Source organism: Pseudomonas sp. PS02303 (genome assembly GCF_029959925.1).
In the GTDB taxonomy this organism is placed as follows: domain Bacteria; phylum Pseudomonadota; class Gammaproteobacteria; order Pseudomonadales; family Pseudomonadaceae; genus Aquipseudomonas; species Aquipseudomonas mandelii.
The window spans coordinates 44,213-70,269 of record NZ_JASCOM010000012.1 but is presented as its reverse complement, the minus strand read 5'-3'; the positions used below and the strand labels follow the sequence as shown (position 1 = coordinate 70,269).

Genomic DNA, 26,057 nt, shown 5'->3' with positions numbered 1-26,057 from the left:
CATCCAGCCTCTGTTTGACTGAAAGACCGCTATCGCGAGCAGGCTCACTCCCACATTAGAGCGGGTGCAGGCGGATATGGTTGTCGGGAGCCACTTGCGCCGCAACGGAGTCATAGCCGGCCAATGTCGCATGCACCGTCTGAATCGGATGGTCATGAGTCGAGGTAATGATCACAAGATCCGCCCCTGCCGCCTCCGCCGCCAGAATGCCCACGGCGGCATCTTCAAAGATCAGACAGTCAGTCACCTCGACTTCCAGCCGTTGAGCCGCCAGCCGGTAGCCCGCAGGATCCGGTTTTCCGGCACTGACATCTTCGGCCGTGATCATGACATCAGGCTCGGGAATCCCTGCTGCCGCCATCCGCCGCAACGCCAGCGCCTTCGGTGCAGAGGTGACGATCGCCCATTGCCTGGCTGGCAAAGACCTGAGGAAGTTCGCCGCGCCGGACACCTCGACAATTCCTTCCACGTCTTCGATTTCCGCTTGGGTAATCCAGTTGGCTTCTGCCTCAGCATCCACCCCAGGCAACGCCAGACGGTTGATGGTGTCGATGGCGCGGGCGCCGTGAATGGTCGGCAGGAAGGACTCGACATCCACGCCGTGGCGCAGGGCCCAGGTGGTCCAGATCCGCTCGGCGGCGGCGATGGAGTTGAGGACAGTGCCGTCCATATCGAACAGGAACGCGCGATACGGCGTACTAAAAACGGATTCGTGTGCAGACAAGGATGAGCTTCCTTCGTGTGTCAGGCAGGTCCGTTAATGTACACGACCTACAGAAGCTTTCGCGACTTGAGGGCCCCCGCGACACAATCCAGCAGTTGCCCCAACGCCCAGGGTTTCTTGATGAACGACACCGCATGCCGCACCCCGGAGGATTCGGGGGTTTCAAAACCGGACATGATCATGATCGGCTTTTCGGGCCAGCGATCGCCGAACTGATTGGCCAGGTCCGCACCGTTGAGCTTGCCGGGCATGGTGATGTCCGTGAGCAACAGACCGACCTCGTTGGCGTGTTGTTCCAGGTATTCCGATGCGGCATCCGCGCTGACCTGTGGATGAACGACAAAGCCTTCGTCCTGAAGAATTTCACAGAGAAATTCCAGTATCAGCGGGTCATCTTCAACCACCAGAATCAACCCGCCAGGAAGTTGCTCGCCCGCCGTCGGTATTGGACACATGACTTTGCCACTCCCTGATCGCATAAATGATTTCGCGGGCTCAAATCCGCGGCCTACAGGTATGAGCAGCGGACTCGGCAGAAATTCATTTTTGATACAGGAAGGTGACGAAATCAGGCGTCCTGCAGAATCAGGTCGGCGCCTACAAAGAATGAGCGCATGTTAAATTTGCGCCTTCTTAATTGGCAGACTCGTTGTCCATGTCCGAAAAAATCGCTTCAAACATCTGGACCTGGTACGGCCAGGATGAGTACCGATGCATCATCCTTGTCGGTGAACTTTGCTCGGCACTGGAGTTTTTAGCCCTTGAGGCGGCGGCACAGGAGCGTGAGATCAGTTGCTGTCTCGAGTGCAGTTTTGACGATGATGTCACCCAGTATATCGACGCTTTTCTTCGGGTTTACGCAGGGCCGCTGACGCCCGAATTACGTCAGGGACTGGAAGCCTTGCAAGCTCGCTACTATCACTTGAGTGATGCTGCGCTGCTGTACCGCGAAGGCGAACGGTTCACCCAGGAAGAATGGCAGGCAATGCGGGTTGGCGCGCGCCATGCTCTGGACATGATTGGCTGGGATGACGTCAAGGAACACATGGGTTCATTGACCGATGACTGTCACGCTCAGCTTAAAAAAAGGGGGGGACTGAAGACGCAAAACGACGACCACTTTTGACGCGGGCACTAAAAAATCCACTGAATCGTTTGCCGCCTCGAAACCCTCCATCAGCTCAATTGTGGTTAAAATGCCGCCCCCTCAAACTGCTGGCCCCTGCCCGATGAACGCTGACGCTCTCTCCACCCTTCACGACCATTTGCTGACCGCCCTGGCCGATGCTCCCGCGGAAACCCGCCGGCTGTTCCATGGCCGGGGCCGGTGCTGGCCCGGGCTGGAGCAATTGACCGTCGACTGGCTGCAAGGGGTGGTGCTGGTGTCGCTGTTCAAGGAGCCTGAAGCGGCGCAGCTGGAAGATTTGAAGCAGATGCTGATGGCGATCACTGAATCGGCGCAGTGGCAACAATCAGGGGCGCACACCCTGTTGCTGCAACACCGCTACCTGCTGCAAAGCACCACCGAATGGCTGCTTGGGGAAGCGATCGAGGAATTGATCATCACCGAGGGTGGCCTGCGTTATCGGGTGGACCTGGGCCGCAAGCAGAACACCGGGTTGTTCCTCGACATGCGCTACGGCCGCGACTGGGTGCGGGCCAATGCCGCAGGCAAGCGCGTGTTGAATCTGTTCGCCTACACCTGCGGCTTTTCGGTCGCCGCCATCGAGGGAGGCGCCGAACACGTGGTCAACCTGGACATGTCGAGCCCGGCGCTGAACCGTGGTCGCGACAACCATCGGCTCAATGGCCATGACATGAGCAAGGTGAGTTTTCTCGGCCACGACTTGTTCAAGTCCTGGGGCAAGGTGATCGGCAAGGGCCCTTACGACCTGGTCATCATCGATCCACCGTCCTTTCAGAAAGGCAGTTTCCTGCTGACCAAGGATTACCAGCGCGTGCTGCGTCGGCTGCCGGAGTTACTCAGCCCCGAAGGGACGGTGCTGGCGTGCATGAACGATCCGGCGTTCGGCGCGGACTTCCTGATCGATGGCGTGATGCGTGAAGCGCCGGGCTTGCGGTTCGAGCGGCGGCTGGAGAATCCGCCGGAGTTTCCGGATGCTGATGTTGAATGCGGGTTGAAGGCGTTGGTGTTCACACTGAAGGACTGAGTGCTGCTGACTGTGGGAGCGACGATTCGACTTGCTCGCGATGGCGGTGGGTCAGTCGATATCTGTGTTGAATAATAAATCGCTATTGCGAGCAGGCTCGCTCCCACAGGGGGGCTGGTGTGAGGCTACTGCTTGGGTCAACGCGGCTGCAACACCAGCGCAAACAGCTCGCCGTGACCGTTCACATTGAGCTTGTGATAGAGGTTGCGTCGATGCACTTTCACCGTCTCCGGCGAGATGCCCATTTGCTGGGCAATGGCTTTGCTGGAGAAGCCTTGGAGAATCAGTCGAGCCGTTTCGACTTCGCGTACTGACAATCGCGCATCGAAGCGATCCAGCAAGGTGTCCAGATCGCCGGCCACGGCCTCGGCAGTCGTACCTTGCGGCGGCATCAATTGCTGGTGCCGGCGCATGGCGGACAGCACCCAATCGCGCACGCACAGCAACCGCCCTTGCTCTTCAAGCGTGAACCGCGTCGAGCGACCCAGCGATAAGCCGAGCACGGCGCCGTCGATGTTGACCATGAACTGCAACTCGTCACCGCCGACCACCGAGCGGAAGTAGCTCAGGTAATACTCGCTCTGCTGAAACTGGTCGGGAGCCACCGAGTCGAGGCTGTGCAGGCCATCGGCAATGCCCGCGCAAGTCGCTTGGTAAAACGGATCGAGCAGGTACATGCCGGCGCTGTAGTCCGCCAGTTCTTCGTGTTCGGTGGCACCACCTTTTGAGTCGAAGTCGATCAGCAAGCGGGGCACTCGCCCCTCCCGCATCACCGCCACCAGTGCGTTGTCCAGCGGCACCAGCAGCCGCAGCGTGTCGACCAGCGCGCGCCAGAAACCGTCCTGACCCAACGCGTCAAATACCCGCGCCAGCCCTTGGTGCACCGGCAACTCTTTCAACAACGCGTCCACGCACTACCCCTTTCGAGTAACCCATGATGGGAATGGGTGTGTACCCCGCCTGCCGATACGCTGCAAGCACCTGTTCATCACCGGCCTGCAGCAGGCCAGGAGTGCCGCATCATGAGTCGTCGCCGTCAACAGATCAATCTTGGACTGAGCGCCTGTATGTGCGTTTCGCTGTCGGCGGTCGCTGCCGAGGGGCCCACGGTTCATGTCTACAACTGGTATGACTACATCGGCCCCACCACCCTGCACGACTTCAAGCGCGACACCGGAATCGAGCCGGTTTACGACACCTTTGACAGTGCCGAAGTGCTGGAAGGCAAACTGCTCACCAGCCGCAGCGGGTACGACGTGGTGGTGGCGAGTAACTTCAGCCTGCCGACCCTGATCAAGGCCGGCGCCCTGGCACCACTGCCTCGCGCACAGATGCCGGATTTCAAGAACATGGACACCGAGCTGCTGGCGAAACTGGCCAACAACGATCCGGGCAACCAGTACGCCGTGCCGTACCTGTGGGGCACCAACGGCATCGGCTACAACATCGACAAGGTCCGTGCCGCACTGGGTGACAAGGCGCCGGTGGATTCCTGGGACCTGGTGTTCAACGAAGAGAACCTGGCCAAACTCGGCCAGTGCGGGGTGGCGATGCTCGACTCGCCGTCGGAGATGTTGCCGGTCGCCCTGCACTACCTGGGCTTGCCGCCGAATAGCACCAGCCCCGAGGACTACAAAAAGGCCGAAGCACTGCTGCTCAAGCTGCGTCCGCACATCGCCTACTTCAACTCGTCGAAGTTCATCAGCGACCTGGCCAACGGCAACATTTGTGTGGCAGTGGGCTGGTCCGGCGCGATGCTCGAAGCCAAGACCAACGCCGAGCAGGCCAAGAATGGCGTGAAGATCGCTTATAGCCTGCCGAAGGAAGGTGCGCCGGTCTGGTTCGACACGCTGGTGTTGCTCAAGGACGCACCGCATCCAGAGCAAGGCCTGGCCTTCATCGACTACCTCATGCGCCCCGAAATCATCGCCCCGGTCAGCGATCACCTGTCCTACCCCAACGGCAACCGCAGCGCGACACCGCTGGTGGCTGAATCGACCCGCAACAACCCCGCTGTTTATCCGTCGGCCGAAGCACTGGCCACGTTATTCACCCTTCAACCGTTGCCGCCGGCCATCGAGCGGGTGCGCACACGGATCTGGAGCAAGGTGAAGAACGGGCAGTAATTCAGGCTGCTACAGGGATCGCATCAGCCACGCATTTTTTGAATAAATTGAAGATGAGAGAACCGATGAAACCACGTGCCCGCGACTTGAACATCCAGTTCGGCCAACTGCAACCCGGCCCCCTCAACGCCATCACCGATGTGCCCGGCGTGCGCGTCGGCCACAGCGATGTCCGCGGACGGACCGCCAATGGCCGCGACATCTGCACCGGCGTGACCCTGATCGAACCGCGTGCCGGGTCCACCAATCAGCAACCGTGTTTTGCCGGCGTCCATGTGCTCAACGGCAACGGTGACGCCACGGGTCTTGAGTGGATTCGTGAAGCCGGCTTGCTGACCAGCCCGATCGCCTTCACCAACACCCACAGCCTGGGCGTGGTGCGTGATGCGCTGATTGCCCTGGATCGTCAGGCTCAGCCCGATGACGGACGACTTTACTGGAACATGCCGGTGGTGCTGGAGACCTTCGACGGCCTGCTCAGCGACATCAACGGTTTTCATGTGAAGCCTGAACATGTGGCCGAGGCCCAGCGCAATGCCGTCGGCGGACCGGTGACGGAAGGCGCGGTGGGCGGTGGCAGCGGGATGATCTGTCACGAATTCAAGGGGGGCATCGGCACGTCTTCGCGCCAATTGAGCAAGGCGCAGGGAGGCTGGACCGTCGGTGCGATCGTCCAGGCCAACCATGGCATTCGCAATGAACTGCGCGTCGACGGTTACCCGGTCGGTCGCTATATGGAACAGGCTGACTCACCGTTCCTCAGGGCATCGCTGCCTTATCCGGGCATGGGCTCGATCGTCGTTTGCCTGGCCACCGATGCGCCGCTGCTGCCGCATCAATGCACGCGCCTCGCACAGCGCGCCAGCCTCGGGCTTGCCCGCACCGGCGGCGGCAACGAAGACCACAGCGGCGACATTTTCATCGCCTTCGCCACCGGCAACCAACACGTGCCACCGGCCGCTTATGAAGGCAAAGGTGCACCCACCTGCAACAACCTGAGCATGGTCAACAACGACCACATCAGTGAGTTGTTTTTGGCCGCGACTGAAGCGGTGGAGGAAGCGATCATCAACGCCGTGCTGGCGGCTGAAACGACGGAAGGTAACGGCCACACCGTGCCGGGGCTGGACGCGAAAACACTGCTCAAGGCCTTGCGTCAGGCGGGTTGGCCGGGGGAAACAGTCGGGATCTGAATACGTTTTAACGAAGACGCCCGATGCAGTGCATCGGGCGGCTATCGCTTATTTTTCCAGGATCAACAGCGGCGTGTCTTTTTTCACCAGGTACGTCGCCAGCTCCGAAGCTTTGCCGTCACCGACGTTCTTCGCGACATGCGCAGTGCCTGCGGGGATGTACAAGGAGTCACCGGCCTTGAGCGTGACGGGCGCCCGCCCTTCGAGTTGATACTCAAACGTGCCCGAGATGACGTAAGCGACCTCCACCCCAGGATGAGAATGCTTGGGGGAAGTGACGCCCGGGTCGAAATCGACACGCACCTGAATCACCTCACCCTTGGAAATATCGAGGTCCTGGCGCACCAGGTCCGTGCGGTGCAGGCCTGTCTGCCAGCTTTTTGCCGGAGTGGCTTGCGCCGGCGCTTTGGCTTCTTCAGCCGCGAAAGCGTTGAGTGATACGGCGGCAGCCAGGGCGATGCCGAGCAGGCCTGCGGTGTGACGGGAGTTGATACGGGACATCGCAATTCTCCAATGAATGCCGCGGTTGCGGTGGCTTCATTACGAGGTCGCGGTGTATCGCGCAAGTGTCGAGAACAGCATGGTTTTGTATGCCCAGGTAACTACCGGCGCCGGGGATACGTTCGGATACAACCGCAGATGCGTGTCAGTGCGCAACGCCGAATCTGGTCACGATGTCTTCTGGCTTGAGCTGTCGCCCGTCCATTGAAACCAACTGCAATTTCTGGATTGGCTGACGATCCTGTGCGTCGACCATGACGGATCCCGCTTCGCCGGGTTCGTACAAAAACTCGTTGCCCCACTGCGACAAGGCAATCAGGACGGTTTGCAAGGCCCTGCCCTTTTCAGTCAGCACGTACTCCTTGTAGATGCTTCCATCAGCCGCCGGCTCCATCCGCATCACACCTTCTGCCACCAGGCCTTTGAGGCGGGTGCTCAGAATGTTTTTCGCGACATTCAGGCTTTTCTGAAAATCGCTGAAGCGCCGCGTACCAGAAAGCGCATCACGAATGATCAGCAAGGACCACCAATCGCCAATGAGGTCCAGGGATCGAGCGACCGGACACGGACTGCCCTGCAAGCTTTTGCGCTTCACGTAAACGAACCTCCACCAAAAGGGTGCCAACGCTGACGATAATTCGGTCAGATGGCAGGTGGTTGCATAATACAACCCATACTGGTAAAAATCACTTCCATTGGTTTCATAATGAAACCGACAACCCGATTTCGAGTGATTCCCTGTGCCAGACGCACAGTGATTTCGCCCTCAATGGTTGCATGATAAAACCGTAGGAGATTCCCAATGAAACTGGCTGGAAAAACTGCATTTATCACCGGCGGCAACAGCGGCCTGGGCCTGGCCACCGCCAGACTGTTTATCGCTGAAGGCGCAAAAGTGGCGATCACCGGTCGCAGTCAAAAAACCCTGGATGAAGCCCGGGAGGCGCTGGGGCCAAACCTGCTGGCGATCCAGGCGGACCTGACCGACGTGAAAGAGATCGAGCGCGCCGTATCAGAAGCCGTCGCAGCATTCGGCAAGCTGGACATCGTGTTCGCCAATGCCGGTATCGCCGGACAGACCCCGGTTGGCGGCACTTCGCTGGAAACCTTCCAGACCATTATCCAGACCAACCTCACCGGCACGTTTTTCACCGTACAGGCAGCCGAACCGCACCTCAATCCGGGTGCTTCGATCATTTTGAACGGGTCGGTGCACGCTGTGATGGGATGGCCGGGGTACAGCGCCTACGCAGCAAGCAAGGGCGCCGTTCGTTCTATGACACGGGTGATGGCCGCAGAATTTGCGCCGCGCGGCATTCGCGTCAACCAGATTACCCCCGGAGCTGCACGCACACCGGTCTGGAACCCCCACACGGTGAAAGTGGGAATGGATGCGCTGGAGGAGAAACTGAACACCACGATCCCGCTCGGTCGCATTGGCGAAGCGGAAGAAGTGGCCACCGTCGCCTTGTTCCTCGCCTCCAGCGACTCTTCGAATGTCGTCGGTGCGGAGATTGTTGTCGACGGCGGTGCAACCAGTTCGCCATTGGGCGCACCGGCTCACCGAAAAAGCTGGCAGGCGTAACGGGTTTGTATCGGCGTGTATGTTCGCTGACGATCTTACACAGCGATACACAACCAGCGGATCAGGACACATAGGCACTACATAAAGGTGGAAAAGTGGGGGCTTCTCCCGTTCGTCCGTAACGCGGCGACATAAACGGTGAGGCCCCCAACCCTTTAGCAGGAACCCGTCATGATCAATGAAATCGACACCGTGCTGTATACCGGAAAGACCCACACCACTGGCGGCCGCGACGGCGAATCGAAGAGTTCGGATGGACGTCTGGACATCAAGCTTTCCCCGCCAGGCTCTTCAGGGGCTGGGACCAATCCCGAACAGCTATTGGCTGCAGGCTGGTCGGCCTGTTTCATCGGCGCGATCGGTAAAGCGGCTGCCGCGCTGAAGGTGACCTTGCCGAGCGGCGTCGCCGTTGATGCCGAAGTGGATCTGGGCAAGACCGACAACGCCTTTTTCCTCCAGGCACGCCTCAATGTCAGCCTTCCTGGTCTCGATCCTGTTGTCGCACGGGCGTTAGTAGATGCCGCCCATCAAACCTGCCCGTACTCCAAAGCGACCCGTGGCAACATCGACGTCACGCTTAATCTGGTTTAAACCGGGCCCATAATGCGGCCTGCCATCCCGGCAGGCTGTACCGAGTTTTTCCCCATAGCATTTATCCATCCTGCCGCCGTTGATCAAGGACGAAATCGGTCTAAAAAGTCCGGTTTGCGTTTCGTAGCCTTTGCTATTCTAAAACCTGTAGGTGAAGACGCAGACTGATGCGCAAGAGGATAGCGAGGAAGCGTGGGGCGCGCTCCTAAGGGTACACGGTTAGAAAGATTCTCCGAGTTGAGATCCAGCCCTTATGCCGTGTGAAGCAGGACAGCACAAAACTGTTCTGTCAGAAGCCTGATAAACCTTGTAAGCCAGAGACCAGCGCTGGCCACCTACTCTATTTCGAAGCCCGCCTTGTGCGGGCTTTTTCGTTGTGTGCAGGACCGGCAGCCAATGCCACCCCCCTCAATCCAACCGTTCGTCGCCAAGCAGGCCTTTCCCCTATTGACTTCAATTGGCGACTGCGCGAATACTATTTACATCGCATACGATACAAACGTATACGCCATACAAACAAACCTAGTACACCTTTGAGGATTCATCCCATGAGCAAGATCGAAAAAGTCCTGGCCTCCGGCAAAACCCACACCACCATGAGCAGCACCGGTACCACTTCGCGCGGCCATAACGGCAGCCTCGACATCGTGCTTTCGTCACCTGGCAGCGACAAGCCCGTTCATGAATTCAAAGGCACTCAGCCACACCCGAAAGCCGAGCAACTGTTTGCCGGTGCCTGGTCGGCCTGCTACATCGCCGCCGTCGGTCTGGCTGCCAAACAGCGCAACGTTGAGCTTCCCTCCGATGTGTCCGTCGATATCGAAGTCGACCTTGGCCAGACCGGCGACGCTTACTTCCTCCAGGCACGCCTGACGCTGCGCGCTCCAGGTCTGGATCAGGCCGTCGCGACAGAAATCGCCCACGCCGCAGACCAGATCTGCCCGTACTCCAAAGCAACACGCGGCAACATTGACGTGGCCCTGAACGTAGTCACGGCTTGATACACAGCGGCGCTTTGACATCATTTGGCTTTCAAGAAATTTCATATATATCGCATGCGATCAAAGCGCACACGAAAACAAACTCATTAAAACATTCAGGTAATCATCCATGAGCAAGATCGAAAAAGTACTGGCCACCGGCAAAACCCACACCACCGCCAGCAGCACCGGTAACACCTCGCGTGGTCATAACGGCAGCCTCGACATCGCCCTCTCGTCGCCCGGCAGCACCCAGCCTGCGCACGTGTTCGCCGCCACCCAGCCGCACCCGGCCGCCGAGCAATTGTTCGCCGGCGCATGGTCGGCCTGCTACACCGCCGCTGTCGGGCTGGTGGCCAATGACCTGAACGTTGTGCTGCCGGCGGACATGTCTGTCGACATCGAAGTCGACGTCGGCCAGACCGGTGCGGATTACTTCCTTCAAGCTCGATTGACCCTGCGCGTGCCCGGCCTGGCGGAGGACGTTGCAAAGACCCTGGCACACACCGCCGACCAGATCTGCCCGTACTCGAAGGCGACCCGTGGCAACATCGACGTGGACTTGAAAGTCCTCACGGCGTGATGCACCGCACGGCGGGTTCGACGTTACCCTGCACGTCGACCCGCCGGAAGGCAGCAACGAAGTTCTCGGACGCGACCTGTCTGATGCAGAATGAGTTCACGCCACTGCAGACCTCCATCGAGCGCCTGCGCAACAACCTGATCACATCAATGAACACTGAGGAGTAAGCGATGACCACGCACACTGAAACCGCAATCCTGGCCGGCGGCTGCTTCTGGGGCATGCAGGATCTGATAAGGAAACAGAAAGGCGTGCTGTCGACTCGAGTCGGCTACTCCGGCGGCGACGTGCCCAATGCAACGTATCGCAACCACGGCACCCATGCCGAAGCAATCGAGATCGAGTTTGACCCGGCCATTACCAGCTACCGCCAGATCCTTGAGTTTTTCTTCCAGATTCACGATCCGTCGACCGCCAATCGTCAGGGTAACGACATCGGTCTCAGCTACCGTTCGGCGATTTTTTATCTGAATGAAGAACAGAAGGCAGTGGCCGAGGACACCGTGGCCGATGTGAATGCATCCGGTCTCTGGCCCGGCAAGGCGGTCACCGAAATCGCCCCCGCCGGCCCGTTCTGGGAGGCAGAGCCGGAGCATCAGGACTACCTCGAACGGCTGCCGACCGGTTACACCTGCCATTTCATTCGGCCGAACTGGAAACTGCCCAAGCGCGCATGACGCGGTACACCCTGGGTTCCGGCAGCGGCGTCCAGGCACCGTGGCATCAGGTATTGGCCTCGCAGGGCAGGCTAAACAGCACGCCGACCGACGTCAGTCTCAATATCCTTGTGGGAGCGAGCTTGCTCCCACAGGGTTTGCGTTTAAAGGATTCAGGCGTCTTGCTGCACCACGCCGCGTTCTTCCAGCAAGCGCACAAACATGGTCAGGCTTTGCGACACCGTCCCTCTGCGCCACACCAGCCAGGTGCGCAAAAACCGGAAGGCTGGCGACAACGGCCAGACACTCACCGTGGTGCAGCCCGGCATGCTTTCGAGCATGCTGCGCGGCATCAGCGCCAGGCCGGCTCCGGCGCTGACGCAGGCCAGCATGCCGTGATAGGACTCCATTTCGAAGATTTTCCCGGGCACTGCCGAGTCCTTGGCGAACCAGCTTTCGAAGTGGTGACGGTAGGAGCAATTGGAGCGAAACGCATAGATGTTTTCGCCGTTGACCTCCCGCGCGCGGTGGATCGGGGCATGGTTGAGCGGCGCGATCAGCACCATTTCTTCCTCGTATGCCGGCACGCCTTCCAGTGCCGGGTGCAGCACCGGGCCGTCGACAAACGCAGCGGCCAGTCGGCCCGACAGCACACCGTCGATCATGGTCCCGGACGGTCCGGTGGACAGGTCCAGCTCGACCTTGGCGTGCTTCTGGTTATACGCGGCCAACAGCTCGGGGATGCGCACCGCCGCCGTGCTTTCCAGCGACCCAAGCGCAAAGGTGCCTTGGGGTTCTTCACCGGCCACCGTCGCCCGGGCTTCCTGCACCAAGTCGAGAATGCGTCGGGCGTAATCGAGAAAACTCCAGCCGGCGGGCGACAGGCGCAGACGGCTTTTCTCGCGGATAAACAGGTCCACGCCCAAGTCCTGCTCCAGTTGCTTGATCCGTGTCGTCAGGTTCGACGGCACGCGATGGATGTGTTGGGCGGCCACGCTGATGCTGCCGTGCTCGGCCACTGCCTTGAAAATTTCCAGCTGAACCAGATCCACAGTCATTCTCCAAACGTGAACGATATGCTCAGCATTATTCAGTTTCCAGAAAACTAACGCCACCGTAACCTGAGCGCATTCCCACCTAGCAGGACGGTGCCATGACTAACGTTTCCAGCCTCACCCACGCCATTTCGATCAACCCCGCCACCGGCGAGCAGATCGGCCACTACCCATTTGAATCCGCTTCGGCGCTGCAAGCCGCACTGTCCCGAGCCGCTGACGGATTCCGTGTCTGGCGCAGCACAGCGGTGGCGCAACGCTCACAGCTTTTGATCGCCCTGGCGCAAGCGTTACGCGGTAACGCCGCAGCGATGGCAAACATGATTACTCTGGAGATGGGCAAGCCGATTACCCAGGCCCGCGGTGAAATCGAAAAATGTGCCCAGCTCTGCGAGTGGTACGCCGAACACGGCCCGGCCATGCTGACCGCCGAGCCGACCCTGGTTGAAGGCGGCAAAGCACGCATCGAATATCGCCCGCTCGGCCCGATTCTCGCGGTGATGCCGTGGAATTTCCCGATCTGGCAGGTCCTGCGTGGCGCCGTACCCGCGCTGATCGCCGGCAACACCTACGTGCTCAAACATGCGCCAAACGTGATGGGCAGCGCTTACCTGCTGCAGGAAGCCTTCAAGCAAGCCGACTTCCCTGAAGGTGTGTTCGAGGTCATCAACGTCACGCCAGAGGGCGTCTCCACGGCGATCGCTGATCCTCGCATCGCAGCAGTGACCCTCACCGGCAGCGTGCGCGCCGGCATGGCCATCGGTGCGCAGGCCGGTGCAGCGTTGAAGAAATGCGTACTGGAACTGGGCGGTTCTGATCCTTTCATCGTGCTCGACGATGCCGACCTCGACGAAGCCGTCAAAGCCGCGGTGATTGGCCGTTATCAGAACACCGGGCAAGTCTGCGCGGCAGCCAAACGTTTGATCGTCGAACAAGGCATCGTCGAGGCGTTCACGCGCAAGTTCGTCGAAGCCACGAGCAAACTGGTGGTCGGCGACCCACTGGCCGCCGACACTTACATCGGCCCGATGGCTCGCTTCGATCTGCGTGATGAACTGGATCAACAGGTGCGCGACACCCTGGAAGAAGGCGCGACATTGTTGCTGGGCGGCAAAAAGGCTGAAGGCCCGGGCAACTTCTACGAGCCTACGGTCTTCAAGGATGTCACCGACCAAATGACTTCGTTCAAGCAGGAACTGTTCGGCCCGGTCGCCTCGATCATCACCGCACGCGATGCCACCCATGCGCTGGAACTGGCCAATGACAGCGAATTCGGACTCGCCGCGACGATCTACACCGGCAACGTCGAACGTGCCCAGCAGATGGCCGGCGAACTGGAAACCGGTGGCGTGTTCATCAATGGCTACTGCGCAAGCGACCCGCGCGTCACCTTCGGCGGCGTGAAGAAAAGCGGTTTTGGCCGCGAGCTGTCGCACTTCGGCGTGCGCGAGTTTTGCAATGCGCAGACGGTTTGGCTGGATCGCCGCTGATCGTCTCCAGTGGCCCGGGAGTCTTTTCACGCCCGGGCCTCTGCGCTTTATTCGTTCAGAAAATAGACCTTGTCGTTAACCGACGATATCAATCAACTGCTCGCGCTGCGCACCGGTCAGCATCGGCCCGAAACCGGCCCCGGCGTTGTCCGCCATGTAGCGCGGGTTGCCGGTACCGGGAATCACGCAGGTCACCGCCGGATGCGACAGCAAGAACTTCAGCGCCATCTGCGGCCAACTGTTGACCCTCACGTCCGCCGCCCAGCGCGGCAAGGGTTTGTCCTTCAAGCGGCTGAGCAGGTTGCCGCCGCCGAACGGCCGATTGCAGATCACCGCCACGCCACGTTCGCGGCACAACGGCAGGATGCGTTTCTCGACGCCGCGGTCATCCAGCGCATAGTTGATCTGCAAGAAATCCAACGGCTCGGCCTTGAGTACCGCTTCCACCTCGTCATACGCCGACGCCGTGTAATGGGTGATGCCGATGTAGCGGATGCGCCCTTTTTCCTTCCATTTGCGCAAGGTCGGCAAATGGGTTTGCCAGTCCAGCAGGTTGTGGATCTGCATCAGGTCGATGCGATCGGTTTGCAGCAGTTTGAAGGACTGCTCCATCTGCGCGATGCCTTCTTCGCGGCCACGGGTCCAGACCTTGGTGGCCAGGAAAGCGGGTGAACGTGGCTCATGAATCGACAGCAACTCACCGGTCGTCTCTTCCGCCCGGCCGTACATCGGCGAGCTGTCGATTACCTTTCCGCCCTTCTCGAACAATGCGCGCAGAACGGCGGGCAACTGCTTGTAGGCGGGGCTCGAAGGCCCGACATCAAACCCGCGATAGGTGCCCAACCCGACAAGGGGCAATGGCTCGGAGCTGGAAGGAATGGCGCGGGTCAGCATGTTCTTGCCTCCTGTGTCCTTCGACGGCGTGGTTGCAGCGAAGGCCGGGCCGAAGGTGAAAACCGCCGAAGCACCGGCAGCCAGCGTGAGTATTTGGCGACGTGTGTATTCATCAGTGTGGCTCATGGAATGACCCTTCCACCTTTTTGCTTTCAACCTGTTTTTCCTGATGCCTGGCCAGCCACAGGCATAACCAGCCCCACAGTCCGGCAAACGGCACGATCACCAGCGCCACCAGACCAAAACCGGCGCCCAATGCCGTCAGACCGACCGACAACCAGCCACTGGCGGCGTCTCCGCCGCGATACACCAGGGTTTCGATCACATTCTTGGCCTTGTACTTTTCCTCGCGGCTGACCACTGTCCACAACACTTCACGCGCCGGCCGCACGATGGCGAACTCGACCGCACGACGCAGCCCCTGCGCCAGGGCGACGGTAGCGGGCACGGGCGCCAGCGCCATGGCGCTAAACGCCACGATGGTCGCCAGCGGCAATGCCACCAGCGCCCCGCCGACACCGACCAGCCGAATCAACGGCGCCGTCAGCAGCAGTTGAAAGATCAAGGTCAGCGCCGACACGATCAAATCGACCACGGCGAAGAATTGCGTCCGGCTGGCCACATCAGCATAGCTACCCGCCACAATCCGTCCCTGCTCGAAATACAACAAGGTTGCGGCGCTGGTGTGCAGCAACATGAACAACACCAGTCCCAGCAGATAAGGCGAACGCGTAATCAACGTGATCCCGGCCAGCATGCTGCCGCCCATGCGCCGATCCTCCATCAAGCGGCTGCCGGACTGCGATTGGGTGCGCGAGAGCAGCGCCCGATAGCAGCGCACCGCGACTTCCAGCAGCAACGCCGCCGCGACGGTCAACGCCACCGGGCCCAATCGCGTGGCCATGGTCGCGGCCAACAACGGCCCGATGAACGTGCCCAGGGTGCCCCCCGCCGCGATGAATCCGAACAGCCGCCGCCCTTGTTCACTGGAAAACCGGTCGACCAGCACGCTCCAGAAAATGCTGACGATGAACAGGTTGTAGATGCTGATCCAGACGAAAAACACCCGCCCGACGGCCACCGGCGCAATGCGATTGGCGATCAACACACCAAACACCAGCATCGACGCGGCGATCACGCGATAGATCAACGGCACGAACCGCGTGGCCGGCAGCCGCGACGCCAGCGCTCCGAACACCGGCACCATCAGCAACATCACCACGAACGTCGCCGTGAACAGCCACTGCAATTTGTCGGCACCGCCCTCAAGACCCAGGGCATCGCGCAACGGTCGCACCAGGTAATAACTGGCCAGCACGCAGAAATGGAACGCGAACCCCAGCATCAGGGCGGTTCTTTCGCCGGGCTGCACGTCGAGCCATCTTGCCGCGATGGGCATGGGCGCCCTCCTCTGTAGCCGGGCTCGGTTGTCCCTCGCTACCGATGAACTAAACTCTGGCTCCGATCCAGTGGATTGGGTTTCTCAGCCCAGAGCCGTCAATGTCGCCCACTAAAGTTAGTCGAATGCCACGAACCCTGGTGTTAATCGTCGTCATCCTGGCCGCGTTGTACCTGGCGCTCTGTGCAGCGCTGTTCGTGTTTCAGCGCGCGCTCATCTACTTCCCGCAGCCCAGCGCCATCGAGACGCCCGAAACGCTGCTCAAACTGACGGTGGACGATGCGGACGTGGCGGTGTCGATCAGGCCCCACGACGGGCCGAAGGCGTTGATCTATTTCGGCGGCAATGCCGAGGATGTTTCTCGCAACCTGCCAGGGTTCGCCCAGGCTTTCCCGGAGCATGCGATCTATTTGCTGCACTATCGAGGTTTCGGGGGAAGCTCCGGCTCGCCTTCGGAGGAGTCAATTCAGCGCGATGCCATGACCTTGTTTGACAAGGTCTACGATACTCATCCGCACATCGCCGTGGTCGGACGCAGCCTCGGTTCGGGGGTCGCCGTGCGCCTCGCCAGCCAGCGGCCGGCCTCGAGCCTGATCCTGATTACGCCCTACAACAGCCTGGAAGACCTCGCCGTGCGCCAGTTCCCATGGTTTCCGGTGAAGTGGTTGCTGCAGGAGCGCTTTGAATCTTGGAAGTACGCGGCGCACATCACGATACCGACGTTGCTGATCGCGGCGGAGCACGATGAAGTCATACCGCGTTCAAGCACCGAGCTGCTCTACACGCATTTCGCCAAAGGCGTGGCCACGCTGCGAGTCGTACCGGGGGTGGGCCACAATTCCATTTCCGAAAGTCCCGAATACCTGAAATTACTTGGCGATGCGCTGTGAACAACGCCTGTCTACGACCTGTAGCAGCTGCCCTGCTGGCTTCTCGAACCGGTGGATTTCGTATCGGATTGAAGCGCCAGACTCAGACCTTGTAGAAGTCGCGATACCACTGCGCAAATTGCCTCACGCCTTCTTCAACCTCCACCTGGGGCGAGAAACCGACCCAGTCTGCCAGCGCCGACACATCGGCCCATGTCTTGACGACATCGCCCGGCTGCATCGGCAAATAATTGCGCTGCGCTGTTATGCCCAGCGCCGCTTCCAGGCATTCGACAAAATCGAGCAACGCGACCGGTTTTCCACGCCCGATGTTGAAAATCCGGTTGACGCCGTTTGCCTCCTTGTCCGGGACCGGCGGCTTCGCAAGCAACCGGGCGATGCTTTCGACAATATCGTCGACATAGGTGAAATCACGCGCCATCTGGCCATGGTTGTAGATATCAATCGGCCGGCCCTTGAGCATCGCTTCGGTGAACGTGAACAGCGCCATGTCTGGACGTCCCCAAGGACCGTACACGGTAAAAAAACGCAGGCCGCTGGCACGAATCCCATAGAGATGGCAGTAGCTGTGGGCAAGCAATTCATTGGCGCGCTTGCTGGCAGCGTACAGCGACACCGGTTGATCGACCGGATCGTCGACGCTGAACGGGAGTTTGCTGTTGGCGCCATACACCGAACTGCTCGACGCATAGATCAAGTGCACAGGCCGGTAGTGCCGGCAGGCTTCGAGCACGTTCAGGAATCCCACCAGATTCGATTGCGCATACACATCCGGGTTATCCAGCGAATAACGAACCCCCGCTTGCGCCGCCAGATGCACGACCTCGGTGAACTTATTGTCTTCGAATAACGCCATCAAGGACGGCTTATCGACAATGTCCATCCTCTGAAAACGGAAACCTTGCAATTCGCTCAGTTGCTTGAGCCGGGCATGTTTCAATTCCACGCTGTAATACGCGTTGAGGTTGTCGATACCAACAACATCACGCCCTTCCAGGCACAATCGTTTGACCGTGTGATACCCGATGAAACCTGCCGCGCCAGTCACGAGAATAGTCATAATACCGCCCCGCTTGCCTAATCACAGGCAGTTAGTTATAGCGTTGCAATGACCGTGATTCCAAGTTTTATAACTGGCCCCATCAGGGTGGCATCCTTCCGGTTTGCCCGCCCCCCACGACGACTATTTATAGCTAAAAAAGTTTAATCCGTTCGACGGAAACTAAATCAGCTTTAAAAACAATCACTTGAACATTGCCGAATGCACTTTTGGATGAAAGGCATGTTTTTTGACAAGGAACGTTTGACAGCTTGTCGTGAGTGGTCAATAACTACACGGGTCTGATGAAACAGAATCCGAGTGCAGTTTGTTCGTTTATCGCTGCTTCTCAGACAACTTCTGAAGTCTTTGTTTTTTGCGGCCCCTTCGTATGGACCGTGCGGTAGCTTTGTCTCCGAATAATGACTCAAGCTATATATCCAACAGGCTGTCAGATATAGCGGACATTCATTATCACGCTGTTACGCCTATGTAACACCACCTGATTCATTATTGACACACGTCTTCGCCCCTCACATAAAAAAAACAACCCTGCCTGGCTTAATTACTTCTCGGGCCTCTATAGAGCCACTGCCTGCCTAAACTTTCGATATATACGGAGTTTACCAGCATGCCAGCAATCCGTTCCGAACGCTCTAACTGGTACCTTCTGCAGTGCAAGCCTCACCAGGATGAACGAGCCCACCTAAACCTGCTTCAACAAAACTATGTCGTATTTCACCCCCAACTGTTGAGTGAACGCCTGATTCGCGGCAAATATCAGAGGGTGCGCGAGTCCCTTTTTCCCGGGTATCTGTTTATCCATCTTGGCGGTAATGACAACTGGGCGCCCATACGTTCCACTCGGGGCGTCAGTCGTTTCGTCGAATTCAATCATGGTCCTGCGACGGTGGCTGAGAACGTCATCGAGCACCTGCGTGCACGCTGTTTCGAATCATCGGTATCCCCAGATACCCCGCCCCTTACGCCCGGCGACCACCTGCAAATTATCCGTGGACCACTGTCGACACTCGAGGGGATTTTTATCACTTCACATGGGGCTGAGCGCGTCATGATCCTGATGCAGTTTCTGAATCGGGACCAGGCGATCTGCATGCCCTTGAGTGACCTCGAACTTCAGCACCCGTCGTTTCAATCCAATATCTGACTGATCGCTTATTCCAGGAGCCAGGACATGGCCTTGAATTCACGCTGCCCTTTTGCACTGATCATGGCCTCTCTCTACCCTGGAATGGCCTGGAGTATTGATCCGGCACCTATTGATGTTTACGGGTTCGATTTCACACCTACCTTTCTGTTTTCAGAAAGCTATGACGATAACTTTCGAGAACTGGAGAACAACAAACGGTCCTCGATGATCACGAAGCTGGCGCCCTCTTTCGAACTCAAGGCCGAAGATCGCAACAGCGCTACCCGACTGACCTGGCAGCCCACCCGCTACATTTATCACGACGAGTCGGATGCCTCGAACACCGCACAACGGGTGCGGGCGGACAGCATCATGGAGTTCACCGACCGGCACCGTCTGAAGCTCGACGCCGAATACCGCAAGTGGGAGCGCACCGAGGACACGGCGGTCGACGGCATCAACGACAAGATCAATAACAAAAAAGTCGGCGGCCTCTATACCTATGGCGCCAGGAGCGCTGATAACCAGATCGATTTTGGCGCCAGTTACGCGGAACTTCGTTACGACAACGCCGACGGCATCAATGACGACAAAGAGCGCAATACCGCCGCCCTGACCAGTACCTGGTATCACCGCATCGGTAGCAATACCCGTGGCCTGCTCGAGTACGACCACACCAATTTTGACTACCAGGAACCCAACAGCCCGCGCAGCAGCAAATCCAACGCGGTACTCGCCGGTGCCGTCTGGGACATTACCGCAAAGACCACCGGTAAAGTCCGTGTCGGTTATGAGAAAAAGGACTTCGACAGCAGCGAATCCAAAGACCTCGACAACCCCACCTGGCAAGTGGACCTGCAATGGAAACCACGCACTTATTCGACATTCACCCTTGTGGCCCGCCAGGCTCTCGCCGAGGGCGACGACGGTGCCGATGCCGTCAAGTCCACCTTCACCCAGGTCGGTTGGCGCCATGGCTGGACCGAACGGATCACCACGATTGCACAGGCCGGGTACGGTCGTTATGTCTACGAAGGCGAAAGCCGAACCGACAATTATCAGGACTACAACCTGGCCGTGGTGTACGCGATGCGGCGCTGGCTGGACATCGAGCTCGGCTATCGATTCCGCGACAACGACTCTGATGCCGACGACCAAAGCTACACCCGCAACGTTGTTCAGATCAGCTTCAACGTCAGCCTTTAAGAGGGTTTCGACATGAACTCACGCACCCTGGGCTTATTGCTCGCACTGCTTGTGCTACCCGATACCTACGCCGCAGACCCTGATACCCAGTACAAACTGGCCGCTGGCGATGTCTTGCGCATCATCGTGTTCGGCGAGCCGGAGCTGAGCATTAAAAAAATCCGCCTCAGCGATGCCGGCACATTTTCCTATCCGTTCCTGGGTGAGATTTCCGCCAAGGGACTCACACCCGGCCAGGTCGAAAAGATCATCGTCGACGGACTCAAACAAGGCTATCTGAACGACCCGAAAGTCAGCTTGAGCCAGATCGAATACCGCTCGTTCTACATCAACGGCGAAGTGAAAAAACCCGGCAGCTATCCCTTCATACCCGGACTGACCCTGGAAAAAGCCATCGCTCTGGGCGGTGGACTGACCGAGCGAGCTTCCATCAAACGCGTGACCATCTTGCGCGGTGATGGCGGCCCGCCCCTCACTGATGAGGTCACGCGAAACACCACGATTGCCCCCGGCGACACCATTTCCATTGCACAAGGCTTTTTCTAATCATGGACAACAGCCCTAGCACCTACGTCGAACGTCCTCTGCAAACGCATCTGCATCAGCAGTACAGCGACGACAAGGACACCATTGATCTTCTCAAACTGTGGAGGGTGATCTGGCGCGCCAAATGGAGCATCGGATGGTTTGTCCTGCTGTGCGGTTTGCTGGCGGTCGTTGTGGTCTCGAACATCACCCCGCAATACGTCGGCAGCACCACCTTGCTGTTCAACGATAAAACCCCGCCGCTGATGTCCTTCCAGCAAGTCAAGGACTCAGGCAGCAACGCCACTGATTACTTGCAGACACAACAGGCGCTCCTGCAATCACGGGACCTTGCCGAACGAGCGGTGAAAAAACTCGAACTGACGACCAACCCGGTCACCGATCCGCGCCAGCAATCGAAGCCATGGTTCACGCCACGCCAATGGCTGGCCGACCTGAACCTTGATCAATGGATCCCGGGGCTGGGCGGCCTGTTGAAGCCGATGAAAGCTGAGCCAAGTGAAGATGATGTCTTCAATCAGGTCACGCAGAACCTCATGCTGCACACCAGCGTCAAGTTCGTCGGCAAGAGCCAACTGCTCGAAATCGAGGTCGAGCTGCCAGACCCTGTCCTGGCGGCAGCGGCGGCCAACGCGTTGGCCCATGGCTTTACCGACAGTCAGCTCGACACCAGCGAAAAGTCCTCGCAGACCACCACCGCGTGGATGAACACACGATTGGTCAAACTGCGCGACAACCTGCGTGTTGCCGAGAAAAAGCTTCAGGGCTACCGGGAGGAACAAGGCCTGGTCGATGTCGGCGGGGTTGCCACCATCAGCGCCAACGAACTGGAAATGACCGGCAATCGCATGGTCGACGCCCGCCGCAACCGCGCTGAAGCCGAGAGTGAATACCGCCAGGCGAAAGCCCTGAGCAACGGCGACCTGAGCCGACTCTCCAGCGTGCCGGCAGTCTTGAGTAACCCGCTGGTCCAGCAATTCCAGGCGGACCGAGCCAAGGCGCAAGCCAAGGTCGATGAGCTGTCAGGACGCTATGGCCCGAAACACCCGAGCCTGATTTCCGCGCAATCGGAATTGCGCGCCGCCACCACCAGCCTGCAATTGCAGGTGCAGCAAGTGGTCGCCGGGATCGAACGGCAATACCAGCTGGCCTCTGCCAGTGAAGCTTCGCTGCGCCAATCCTTCAACAGCAACAAGGCGCAGATCCAGGACATCGCCCGCAAGGAATTTCAGTTGCGCGAATTCCAGCGGGAAGTCGACAGCACCCGTGCACTGTATGAAACCTTCGTCACCCGCTTGAAAGAAACTGCGGCCACTGCCGACATGGACTCCACCAAAGTGCGCATCGTCGACCCGGCGATTGTGCCAGTGGAAGCGAGCAAGCCACGTAAAACATTGATTGTCGGGATCGTCGGGTTGGTGGCTGCAGTGATCGGCGTCGCGTTGGCGCTGCTCTTCGACAGCCTGAGTAACACCTTTAAAACCGACGAGACGATTGAAAGCACGCTTAACATTCCTCTGCTCAGCGTGGTGCCGCTGGTGATGAAGAAAAGTCGCCGGCAATTGGCGCGCTTGTTCGAAGACAACGACAACCCGCGCTTTTCCGAGACCATCCGCAATCTGCGCACCTGGCTGATGTTGCAAAGCAGTGAAATGCCGTCGCAGGTGGTACTCGTGACGTCGACCGTTGCCGGTGAGGGTAAAAGTACCATTGCCACCAACCTGGCCAGTTCCCTCACTTCGCTGGAGCGAGTGCTGCTGATCGATGCCGACATGCGCCAACCGACCCTTTCACTGAACTTCGATTTTCCGCCTGACAGCCCGGGACTGGCCAATGTCATTGCGGGCACCGCCAGGCTTGAAGACTGCATCGTTTCGGTGGGCAATCTGGACATGCTGCCTGCTGGCATGGTCATGCCGCCTTCGCGTGATCTGTTCACCGCGCCGCGCCTGCCTTCCCCTGCCGAATCGCTTAACCCGTCACGCCAGCCTCCACCGCAGGATCTGCTCAGTTCGCCGCGCATGGCGCGCATGCTTGAGGCGCTGAAGTCGCGTTACCGCCACATCATTATCGACTCACCGCCTGCGGAAATGATCAGCGATGCACTGTTGCTGGCCAAGCATTCGGATGCGGTGATCTATGTGGTCAAGGCCGACAGCACGCCGATCAGTCAGGTGCAGAAGGGCATTGCCATGTTGCAGCAAAGCCATGTGCCAGTATTTGGCACCGTGCTCAACCAGGTAGACCTGCGCAAGGCGCGCAAGTACGGCTACCACCATTCCAAGACGTTTTATAACTACGACTTCGCCCCCCGCTGACACCATAAAATCTGCGGCGAGGCCGAACGGGGCAAGCCCCCTCACCTCAGTCTTTCTGCCATCACCACACATTGCTTCACCTCTGCCGAGCTACGGAAAAGCCTGCGGGAGCCACGCCGTGCGCGCCCATCAGCGCTGATGCATTAATTCTGCCTTGAGGTTAAGCCCATGACTCCTCTCTATACCGCTCACATGACACACCGCCGAGGCCTGACGTTCTGGGGGCAGTGGTTGTGTGCACTGACGCTGGCGACTTCGCTGCTGATGCTGCTCGTGTATTGGCGCGTTGGCAGCCTCACCAGCGAATACCGCATCCTGATAGTTCTGACGGTGCTCGGCTCGGTGCCGATCTACAGCGTGATGCAGGTTTACCACAAGCGTCACGGCCTGGTGGTCGGGCTCGGCCGGTTGCTGGCCGGCTGGCTGATCCTGCTGGCCGTGCTGGCGGCCATTGCCTTCATCACCCAGACCAGCGCGATTTACTCGCGCCAGGTCATCATGGTCTGGGCGGTGCTGGGATTCGTCGCCCAGGCTGCGATGTTTCTGCCCCTGCATTACTTCGCCCGGTTGCACTCGCGGATGGTCTGCAACGAGCGTCGTGCGGTGATCATCGGCACCTGCCCGACCGCCCATGAACTGGCGAAAAAACTCTCCAGACCAAACCGTGCGCTGGTCATGGGTTTCATCGCCGCAGCCGACAACAGCGGCCCGGCCCCCAGCATCCTGCCGCTGCTCGGCCACGTCGATTCGATCCGCGAAATCATCACGCGCCTGGATGTGCGCCGCGTTTACATTGTCCTGCCGATGACGCATGCCGCCACCATCGAAGCGCTGTACATCGACCTGCTGGACATGAATGTCGACGTGGTCTGGATCCCGGATTTCGGCAGCATGGTATTGCTCAACCATTCGATCTCGGAAATCGAGCGCATGCCCGCCATTTACCTCAACGAAAGCCTGATCAGCTCCCATCCGGCCAGCCTGTTTTGCAAAGACCTGTTCGAACGCAGCCTGGCCGCCGTGGCCATTATTGTCCTCAGTCCGATGCTCTTGACGGTGGCGATCGCCGTCAAGCTGACTTCCGCCGGTCCCGTGCTGTTCAAGCAAAATCGCCATGGCTGCAACGGCGAAGTGATCAAGGTCTGGAAATTTCGTTCGATGCGCCTCCACGACGATAGCGAAGTGCACCAGGCCACCCGTGACGATGAACGCGTCACGCTGATCGGACGCTTTCTGCGCCGCAGTTCCATTGACGAGTTACCGCAGCTGTTCAACGTGTTGTTCGGGCAAATGGCCCTGGTCGGTCCTCGCCCGCATGCGGTCACCCACAACATTTACTACACCGGCAAAGTGCGCGCCTACATGGCCCGTCACCGCCTCAAACCGGGGATTACCGGATTGGCCCAGATCACCGGGCATCGAGGCGAAACCGAGACGGTGGAAAAGATGCAGCTGCGCGTCGCCCAGGACCTCAACTACATCAACCAATGGTCGCTGTGGCTGGACATCAAGATCCTCATCAAGACCCCCTTCACGCTGTTCTCGAAAAACATCTACTGACCCCTGCCCCCTCGTTGATCACTGTCACGCCGACCTGAGGTTTGATCATGAATGTGAGCGTATTTGGTATTGGTTACGTGGGCCTTGTCCAAGGCGCCGCGCTGGCGGAAGTGGGCCATAACGTCCTCTGTGTGGATGTCGACGCCGACAAGGTACAGGCGCTGAAGGACGGCACGCTGCCGCTCTACGAGCCGGGGCTGAAAAGCCTGGTCCACAGCAATTACCAAAGTGGCCGGCTGCAGTTCGGCACTGATCTCGCCAGCGCTGTCCACCATGGTGATGTGCTGTTGATTGCCGTGGGGACACCGCCGGATGAAGACGGGTCGGCAGACCTCAAACATGTATTGAGCGTTGCGCAAACCATCGCGCTGAACATGGACCGGCATCACATCATCGTCGATAAATCCACCGTCCCCGTCGGGACCGGTGACCGGGTTCGCGCGCACATCGAGCAGGTGCTGGCCGACACCGGTCGCTGCAATCTGACCTTCGACGTGGTCTCCAACCCCGAGTTTCTCAAGGAAGGCTGCGCGGTCGAGGATTGCATGCGCCCGGACCGGATCATCATCGGCACCGACAGCCAACACGCCGAGGAGGTCATGCGCGAACTGTATGAACCGTTCAATCGCAACCGCGAAAAGATCATCGTCATGGACCTGCGTAGCGCCGAACTGACCAAGTACGCCGCCAACAGCATGTTGGCAACAAAGATCAGTTTCATGAACGAAATGGCCTGCCTCGCCGAAAAACTGGGTGCCGATATCGAGATGGTCAGACACGGCATCGGCTCTGATCCGCGCATCGGTTATCAATTCATCTATCCGGGTGTGGGCTACGGCGGGTCGTGCTTTCCCAAGGACGTGAAGGCGCTGATACAGGCCGCCGCCAGCGTCGACATCGATGCTCGGGTACTCAAGGCCGTCGAGTCGCGCAACCACGAACAGAAGGCCAGCCTGTACACGAAGATTTTCAATCACTTCGACGGCGCCCTTCGCGGCAAGACCTTTGCCCTGTGGGGGTTGAGTTTCAAACCCAACACCGACGACATGCGCGAGGCCCCCAGCCGGGTACTGATGGAAGCCTTGTGGCACGCCGGCGCCAGCGTCCAGGCGTTCGACCCCAAAGCCATGGAGGAGGCCCAGCGCATTTACGGTTCGCGCGACGACCTGACCCTGGCCGGCACCAAGGAGGCGGCCCTGAAAAATGCCGACGCCTTGATCATCGTCACCGAGTGGCAATCGTTTCGAGCCCCGGACTTCGACTTGCTTGGCCGGCAGCTCAAGCACCCGTTGATTTTTGACGGACGCAATCTGTTCGATCCGCAGCGGTTGAGCAAACGGGGTTTTACCTACGTCTCCGTGGGCCGACAGACCCGCTCAGTCATCTGAAAGGAGCGGCGC

26 protein-coding genes are annotated in these 26,057 nt (G+C 59.0%); 17 read left to right on the top strand and 9 right to left on the bottom strand.

Translation table 11 applies throughout. From position 1 onward, the window contains the following. Window positions 1-55: 55 nt before the first annotated feature. Window positions 56-724 (bottom strand): HAD-IA family hydrolase, encoded by a 669-nt coding sequence (locus tag QMX98_RS05635; RefSeq protein ID WP_282410415.1) that lies wholly within the window; start codon window positions 722-724, stop codon window positions 56-58. Between the two features lie 47 nt (window positions 725-771). Beyond that, window positions 772-1,179 (bottom strand): response regulator, encoded by a 408-nt coding sequence (locus QMX98_RS05630; RefSeq protein WP_154913519.1) that lies wholly within the window; start codon window positions 1,177-1,179, stop codon window positions 772-774. 200 nt (window positions 1,180-1,379) lie between these two features. On the opposite strand from QMX98_RS05630, the gene QMX98_RS05625 reads away from it, so the two are divergent. Both QMX98_RS05625 and QMX98_RS05620 read left to right on the top strand, forming a co-directional pair. Next, on the top strand, window positions 1,380-1,850 hold the full coding sequence (locus tag QMX98_RS05625; protein ID WP_282410414.1) for a hypothetical protein: 471 nt from the start codon (window positions 1,380-1,382) through the stop codon (window positions 1,848-1,850). A gap of 103 nt (window positions 1,851-1,953) precedes the next feature. Continuing rightward, window positions 1,954-2,895: a class I SAM-dependent methyltransferase gene (locus QMX98_RS05620; RefSeq protein WP_282410413.1), complete on the top strand. Its 942-nt coding sequence runs from the start codon at window positions 1,954-1,956 to the stop codon at window positions 2,893-2,895. Window positions 2,896-3,032: 137 nt separating this feature from the next. On the opposite strand, the gene QMX98_RS05615 is transcribed toward QMX98_RS05620, so the two are convergent. Further along, complete coding sequence (locus tag QMX98_RS05615; protein ID WP_282410412.1) at window positions 3,033-3,806, bottom strand: LuxR C-terminal-related transcriptional regulator; 774 nt, start codon at window positions 3,804-3,806, stop codon at window positions 3,033-3,035. Between the two features lie 111 nt (window positions 3,807-3,917). On the opposite strand from QMX98_RS05615, the gene QMX98_RS05610 reads away from it, so the two are divergent. Further along, window positions 3,918-5,021, top strand: coding sequence for an extracellular solute-binding protein (locus QMX98_RS05610; RefSeq protein ID WP_282410411.1), 1,104 nt, complete (start codon window positions 3,918-3,920; stop codon window positions 5,019-5,021). Between the two features lie 65 nt (window positions 5,022-5,086). Then, the gene (locus QMX98_RS05605) at window positions 5,087-6,214 is read left to right on the top strand and encodes a P1 family peptidase (RefSeq protein ID WP_083376472.1); all 1,128 of its coding nucleotides are present in this window, start codon (window positions 5,087-5,089) and stop codon (window positions 6,212-6,214) included. Window positions 6,215-6,262: 48 nt separating this feature from the next. On the opposite strand, the gene QMX98_RS05600 is transcribed toward QMX98_RS05605, so the two are convergent. Both QMX98_RS05600 and QMX98_RS05595 read right to left on the bottom strand, forming a co-directional pair. Next, window positions 6,263-6,715 (bottom strand): cupin domain-containing protein, encoded by a 453-nt coding sequence (locus QMX98_RS05600; protein ID WP_010455330.1) that lies wholly within the window; start codon window positions 6,713-6,715, stop codon window positions 6,263-6,265. Window positions 6,716-6,860: 145 nt separating this feature from the next. Continuing rightward, window positions 6,861-7,310: a helix-turn-helix domain-containing protein gene (locus QMX98_RS05595; RefSeq protein WP_221106301.1), complete on the bottom strand. Its 450-nt coding sequence runs from the start codon at window positions 7,308-7,310 to the stop codon at window positions 6,861-6,863. A gap of 207 nt (window positions 7,311-7,517) precedes the next feature. Between QMX98_RS05595 and QMX98_RS05590 the strand changes: the two genes are divergently transcribed. From QMX98_RS05590 to msrA, 5 genes are all read left to right on the top strand, one after another. Beyond that, window positions 7,518-8,300: an SDR family oxidoreductase gene (locus QMX98_RS05590; RefSeq protein WP_282410410.1), complete on the top strand. Its 783-nt coding sequence runs from the start codon at window positions 7,518-7,520 to the stop codon at window positions 8,298-8,300. A gap of 171 nt (window positions 8,301-8,471) precedes the next feature. Continuing rightward, window positions 8,472-8,891, top strand: a complete 420-nt coding sequence (locus QMX98_RS05585; protein ID WP_010455335.1) for an organic hydroperoxide resistance protein — start codon at window positions 8,472-8,474, stop codon at window positions 8,889-8,891. A 548-nt stretch (window positions 8,892-9,439) separates the two neighbouring features. Further along, a complete protein-coding gene (locus QMX98_RS05580) occupies window positions 9,440-9,892 on the top strand; it encodes an Ohr family peroxiredoxin (protein WP_077749454.1) in 453 nt (150 codons plus the stop codon). A 109-nt stretch (window positions 9,893-10,001) separates the two neighbouring features. Then, on the top strand, window positions 10,002-10,454 hold the full coding sequence (locus QMX98_RS05575; RefSeq protein ID WP_282410409.1) for an Ohr family peroxiredoxin: 453 nt from the start codon (window positions 10,002-10,004) through the stop codon (window positions 10,452-10,454). Between the two features lie 170 nt (window positions 10,455-10,624). Then, window positions 10,625-11,131 (top strand): peptide-methionine (S)-S-oxide reductase MsrA, encoded by a 507-nt coding sequence (gene msrA, locus QMX98_RS05570; RefSeq protein WP_010455339.1) that lies wholly within the window; start codon window positions 10,625-10,627, stop codon window positions 11,129-11,131. Between the two features lie 152 nt (window positions 11,132-11,283). Here msrA and QMX98_RS05565 read toward each other — a convergent pair whose 3' ends face one another. After that, window positions 11,284-12,162 carry a LysR family transcriptional regulator gene (locus tag QMX98_RS05565; protein ID WP_282410408.1) on the bottom strand — a complete coding sequence of 293 codons (879 nt, stop codon included), beginning with the start codon at window positions 12,160-12,162 and terminating at the stop codon, window positions 11,284-11,286. A 101-nt stretch (window positions 12,163-12,263) separates the two neighbouring features. Here QMX98_RS05565 and QMX98_RS05560 point away from each other — a divergent pair, with 101 nt between their 5' ends. Next, on the top strand, window positions 12,264-13,655 hold the full coding sequence (locus QMX98_RS05560) for an aldehyde dehydrogenase family protein (protein WP_282410407.1): 1,392 nt from the start codon (window positions 12,264-12,266) through the stop codon (window positions 13,653-13,655). Window positions 13,656-13,730: 75 nt separating this feature from the next. On the opposite strand, the gene QMX98_RS05555 is transcribed toward QMX98_RS05560, so the two are convergent. Together QMX98_RS05555 and QMX98_RS05550 are read right to left on the bottom strand one after the other, a co-directional pair. Then, the gene (locus tag QMX98_RS05555; RefSeq protein ID WP_282410406.1) at window positions 13,731-14,675 is read right to left on the bottom strand and encodes an aldo/keto reductase; all 945 of its coding nucleotides are present in this window, start codon (window positions 14,673-14,675) and stop codon (window positions 13,731-13,733) included. Then, on the bottom strand, window positions 14,662-15,948 hold the full coding sequence (locus tag QMX98_RS05550) for an MFS transporter (RefSeq protein ID WP_282410405.1): 1,287 nt from the start codon (window positions 15,946-15,948) through the stop codon (window positions 14,662-14,664). Before QMX98_RS05550 ends, QMX98_RS05555 begins: the two co-directional genes overlap by 14 nt. A 125-nt stretch (window positions 15,949-16,073) precedes the next feature. Between QMX98_RS05550 and QMX98_RS05545 the strand changes: the two genes are divergently transcribed. Then, window positions 16,074-16,838, top strand: coding sequence for an alpha/beta fold hydrolase (locus QMX98_RS05545; protein ID WP_224795553.1), 765 nt, complete (start codon window positions 16,074-16,076; stop codon window positions 16,836-16,838). Between the two features lie 82 nt (window positions 16,839-16,920). On the opposite strand, the gene QMX98_RS05540 is transcribed toward QMX98_RS05545, so the two are convergent. Then, the gene (locus QMX98_RS05540) at window positions 16,921-17,898 is read right to left on the bottom strand and encodes an NAD-dependent epimerase (RefSeq protein WP_282410404.1); all 978 of its coding nucleotides are present in this window, start codon (window positions 17,896-17,898) and stop codon (window positions 16,921-16,923) included. 610 nt (window positions 17,899-18,508) lie between these two features. Between QMX98_RS05540 and rfaH the strand changes: the two genes are divergently transcribed. From rfaH to QMX98_RS05510, 6 genes are all read left to right on the top strand, one after another. Further along, entirely contained in the window at window positions 18,509-19,045 is a 537-nt protein-coding gene (rfaH, locus tag QMX98_RS05535) for a transcription/translation regulatory transformer protein RfaH (protein WP_077749461.1), read from the top strand. 27 nt (window positions 19,046-19,072) lie between these two features. Next, window positions 19,073-20,233, top strand: coding sequence for an outer membrane beta-barrel protein (locus QMX98_RS05530; RefSeq protein WP_282410403.1), 1,161 nt, complete (start codon window positions 19,073-19,075; stop codon window positions 20,231-20,233). Between the two features lie 12 nt (window positions 20,234-20,245). Beyond that, window positions 20,246-20,779, top strand: coding sequence for a polysaccharide biosynthesis/export family protein (locus tag QMX98_RS05525; protein WP_282410402.1), 534 nt, complete (start codon window positions 20,246-20,248; stop codon window positions 20,777-20,779). A 2-nt stretch (window positions 20,780-20,781) separates the two neighbouring features. Continuing rightward, a complete protein-coding gene (locus QMX98_RS05520) occupies window positions 20,782-23,097 on the top strand; it encodes a Wzz/FepE/Etk N-terminal domain-containing protein (RefSeq protein ID WP_077749464.1) in 2,316 nt (771 codons plus the stop codon). A gap of 168 nt (window positions 23,098-23,265) precedes the next feature. Then, window positions 23,266-24,657 carry an undecaprenyl-phosphate glucose phosphotransferase gene (locus QMX98_RS05515; RefSeq protein WP_077749465.1) on the top strand — a complete coding sequence of 464 codons (1,392 nt, stop codon included), beginning with the start codon at window positions 23,266-23,268 and terminating at the stop codon, window positions 24,655-24,657. 47 nt (window positions 24,658-24,704) lie between these two features. Continuing rightward, window positions 24,705-26,045 (top strand): UDP-glucose/GDP-mannose dehydrogenase family protein, encoded by a 1,341-nt coding sequence (locus QMX98_RS05510; protein ID WP_077749466.1) that lies wholly within the window; start codon window positions 24,705-24,707, stop codon window positions 26,043-26,045. Window positions 26,046-26,057 lie beyond the last annotated feature (12 nt).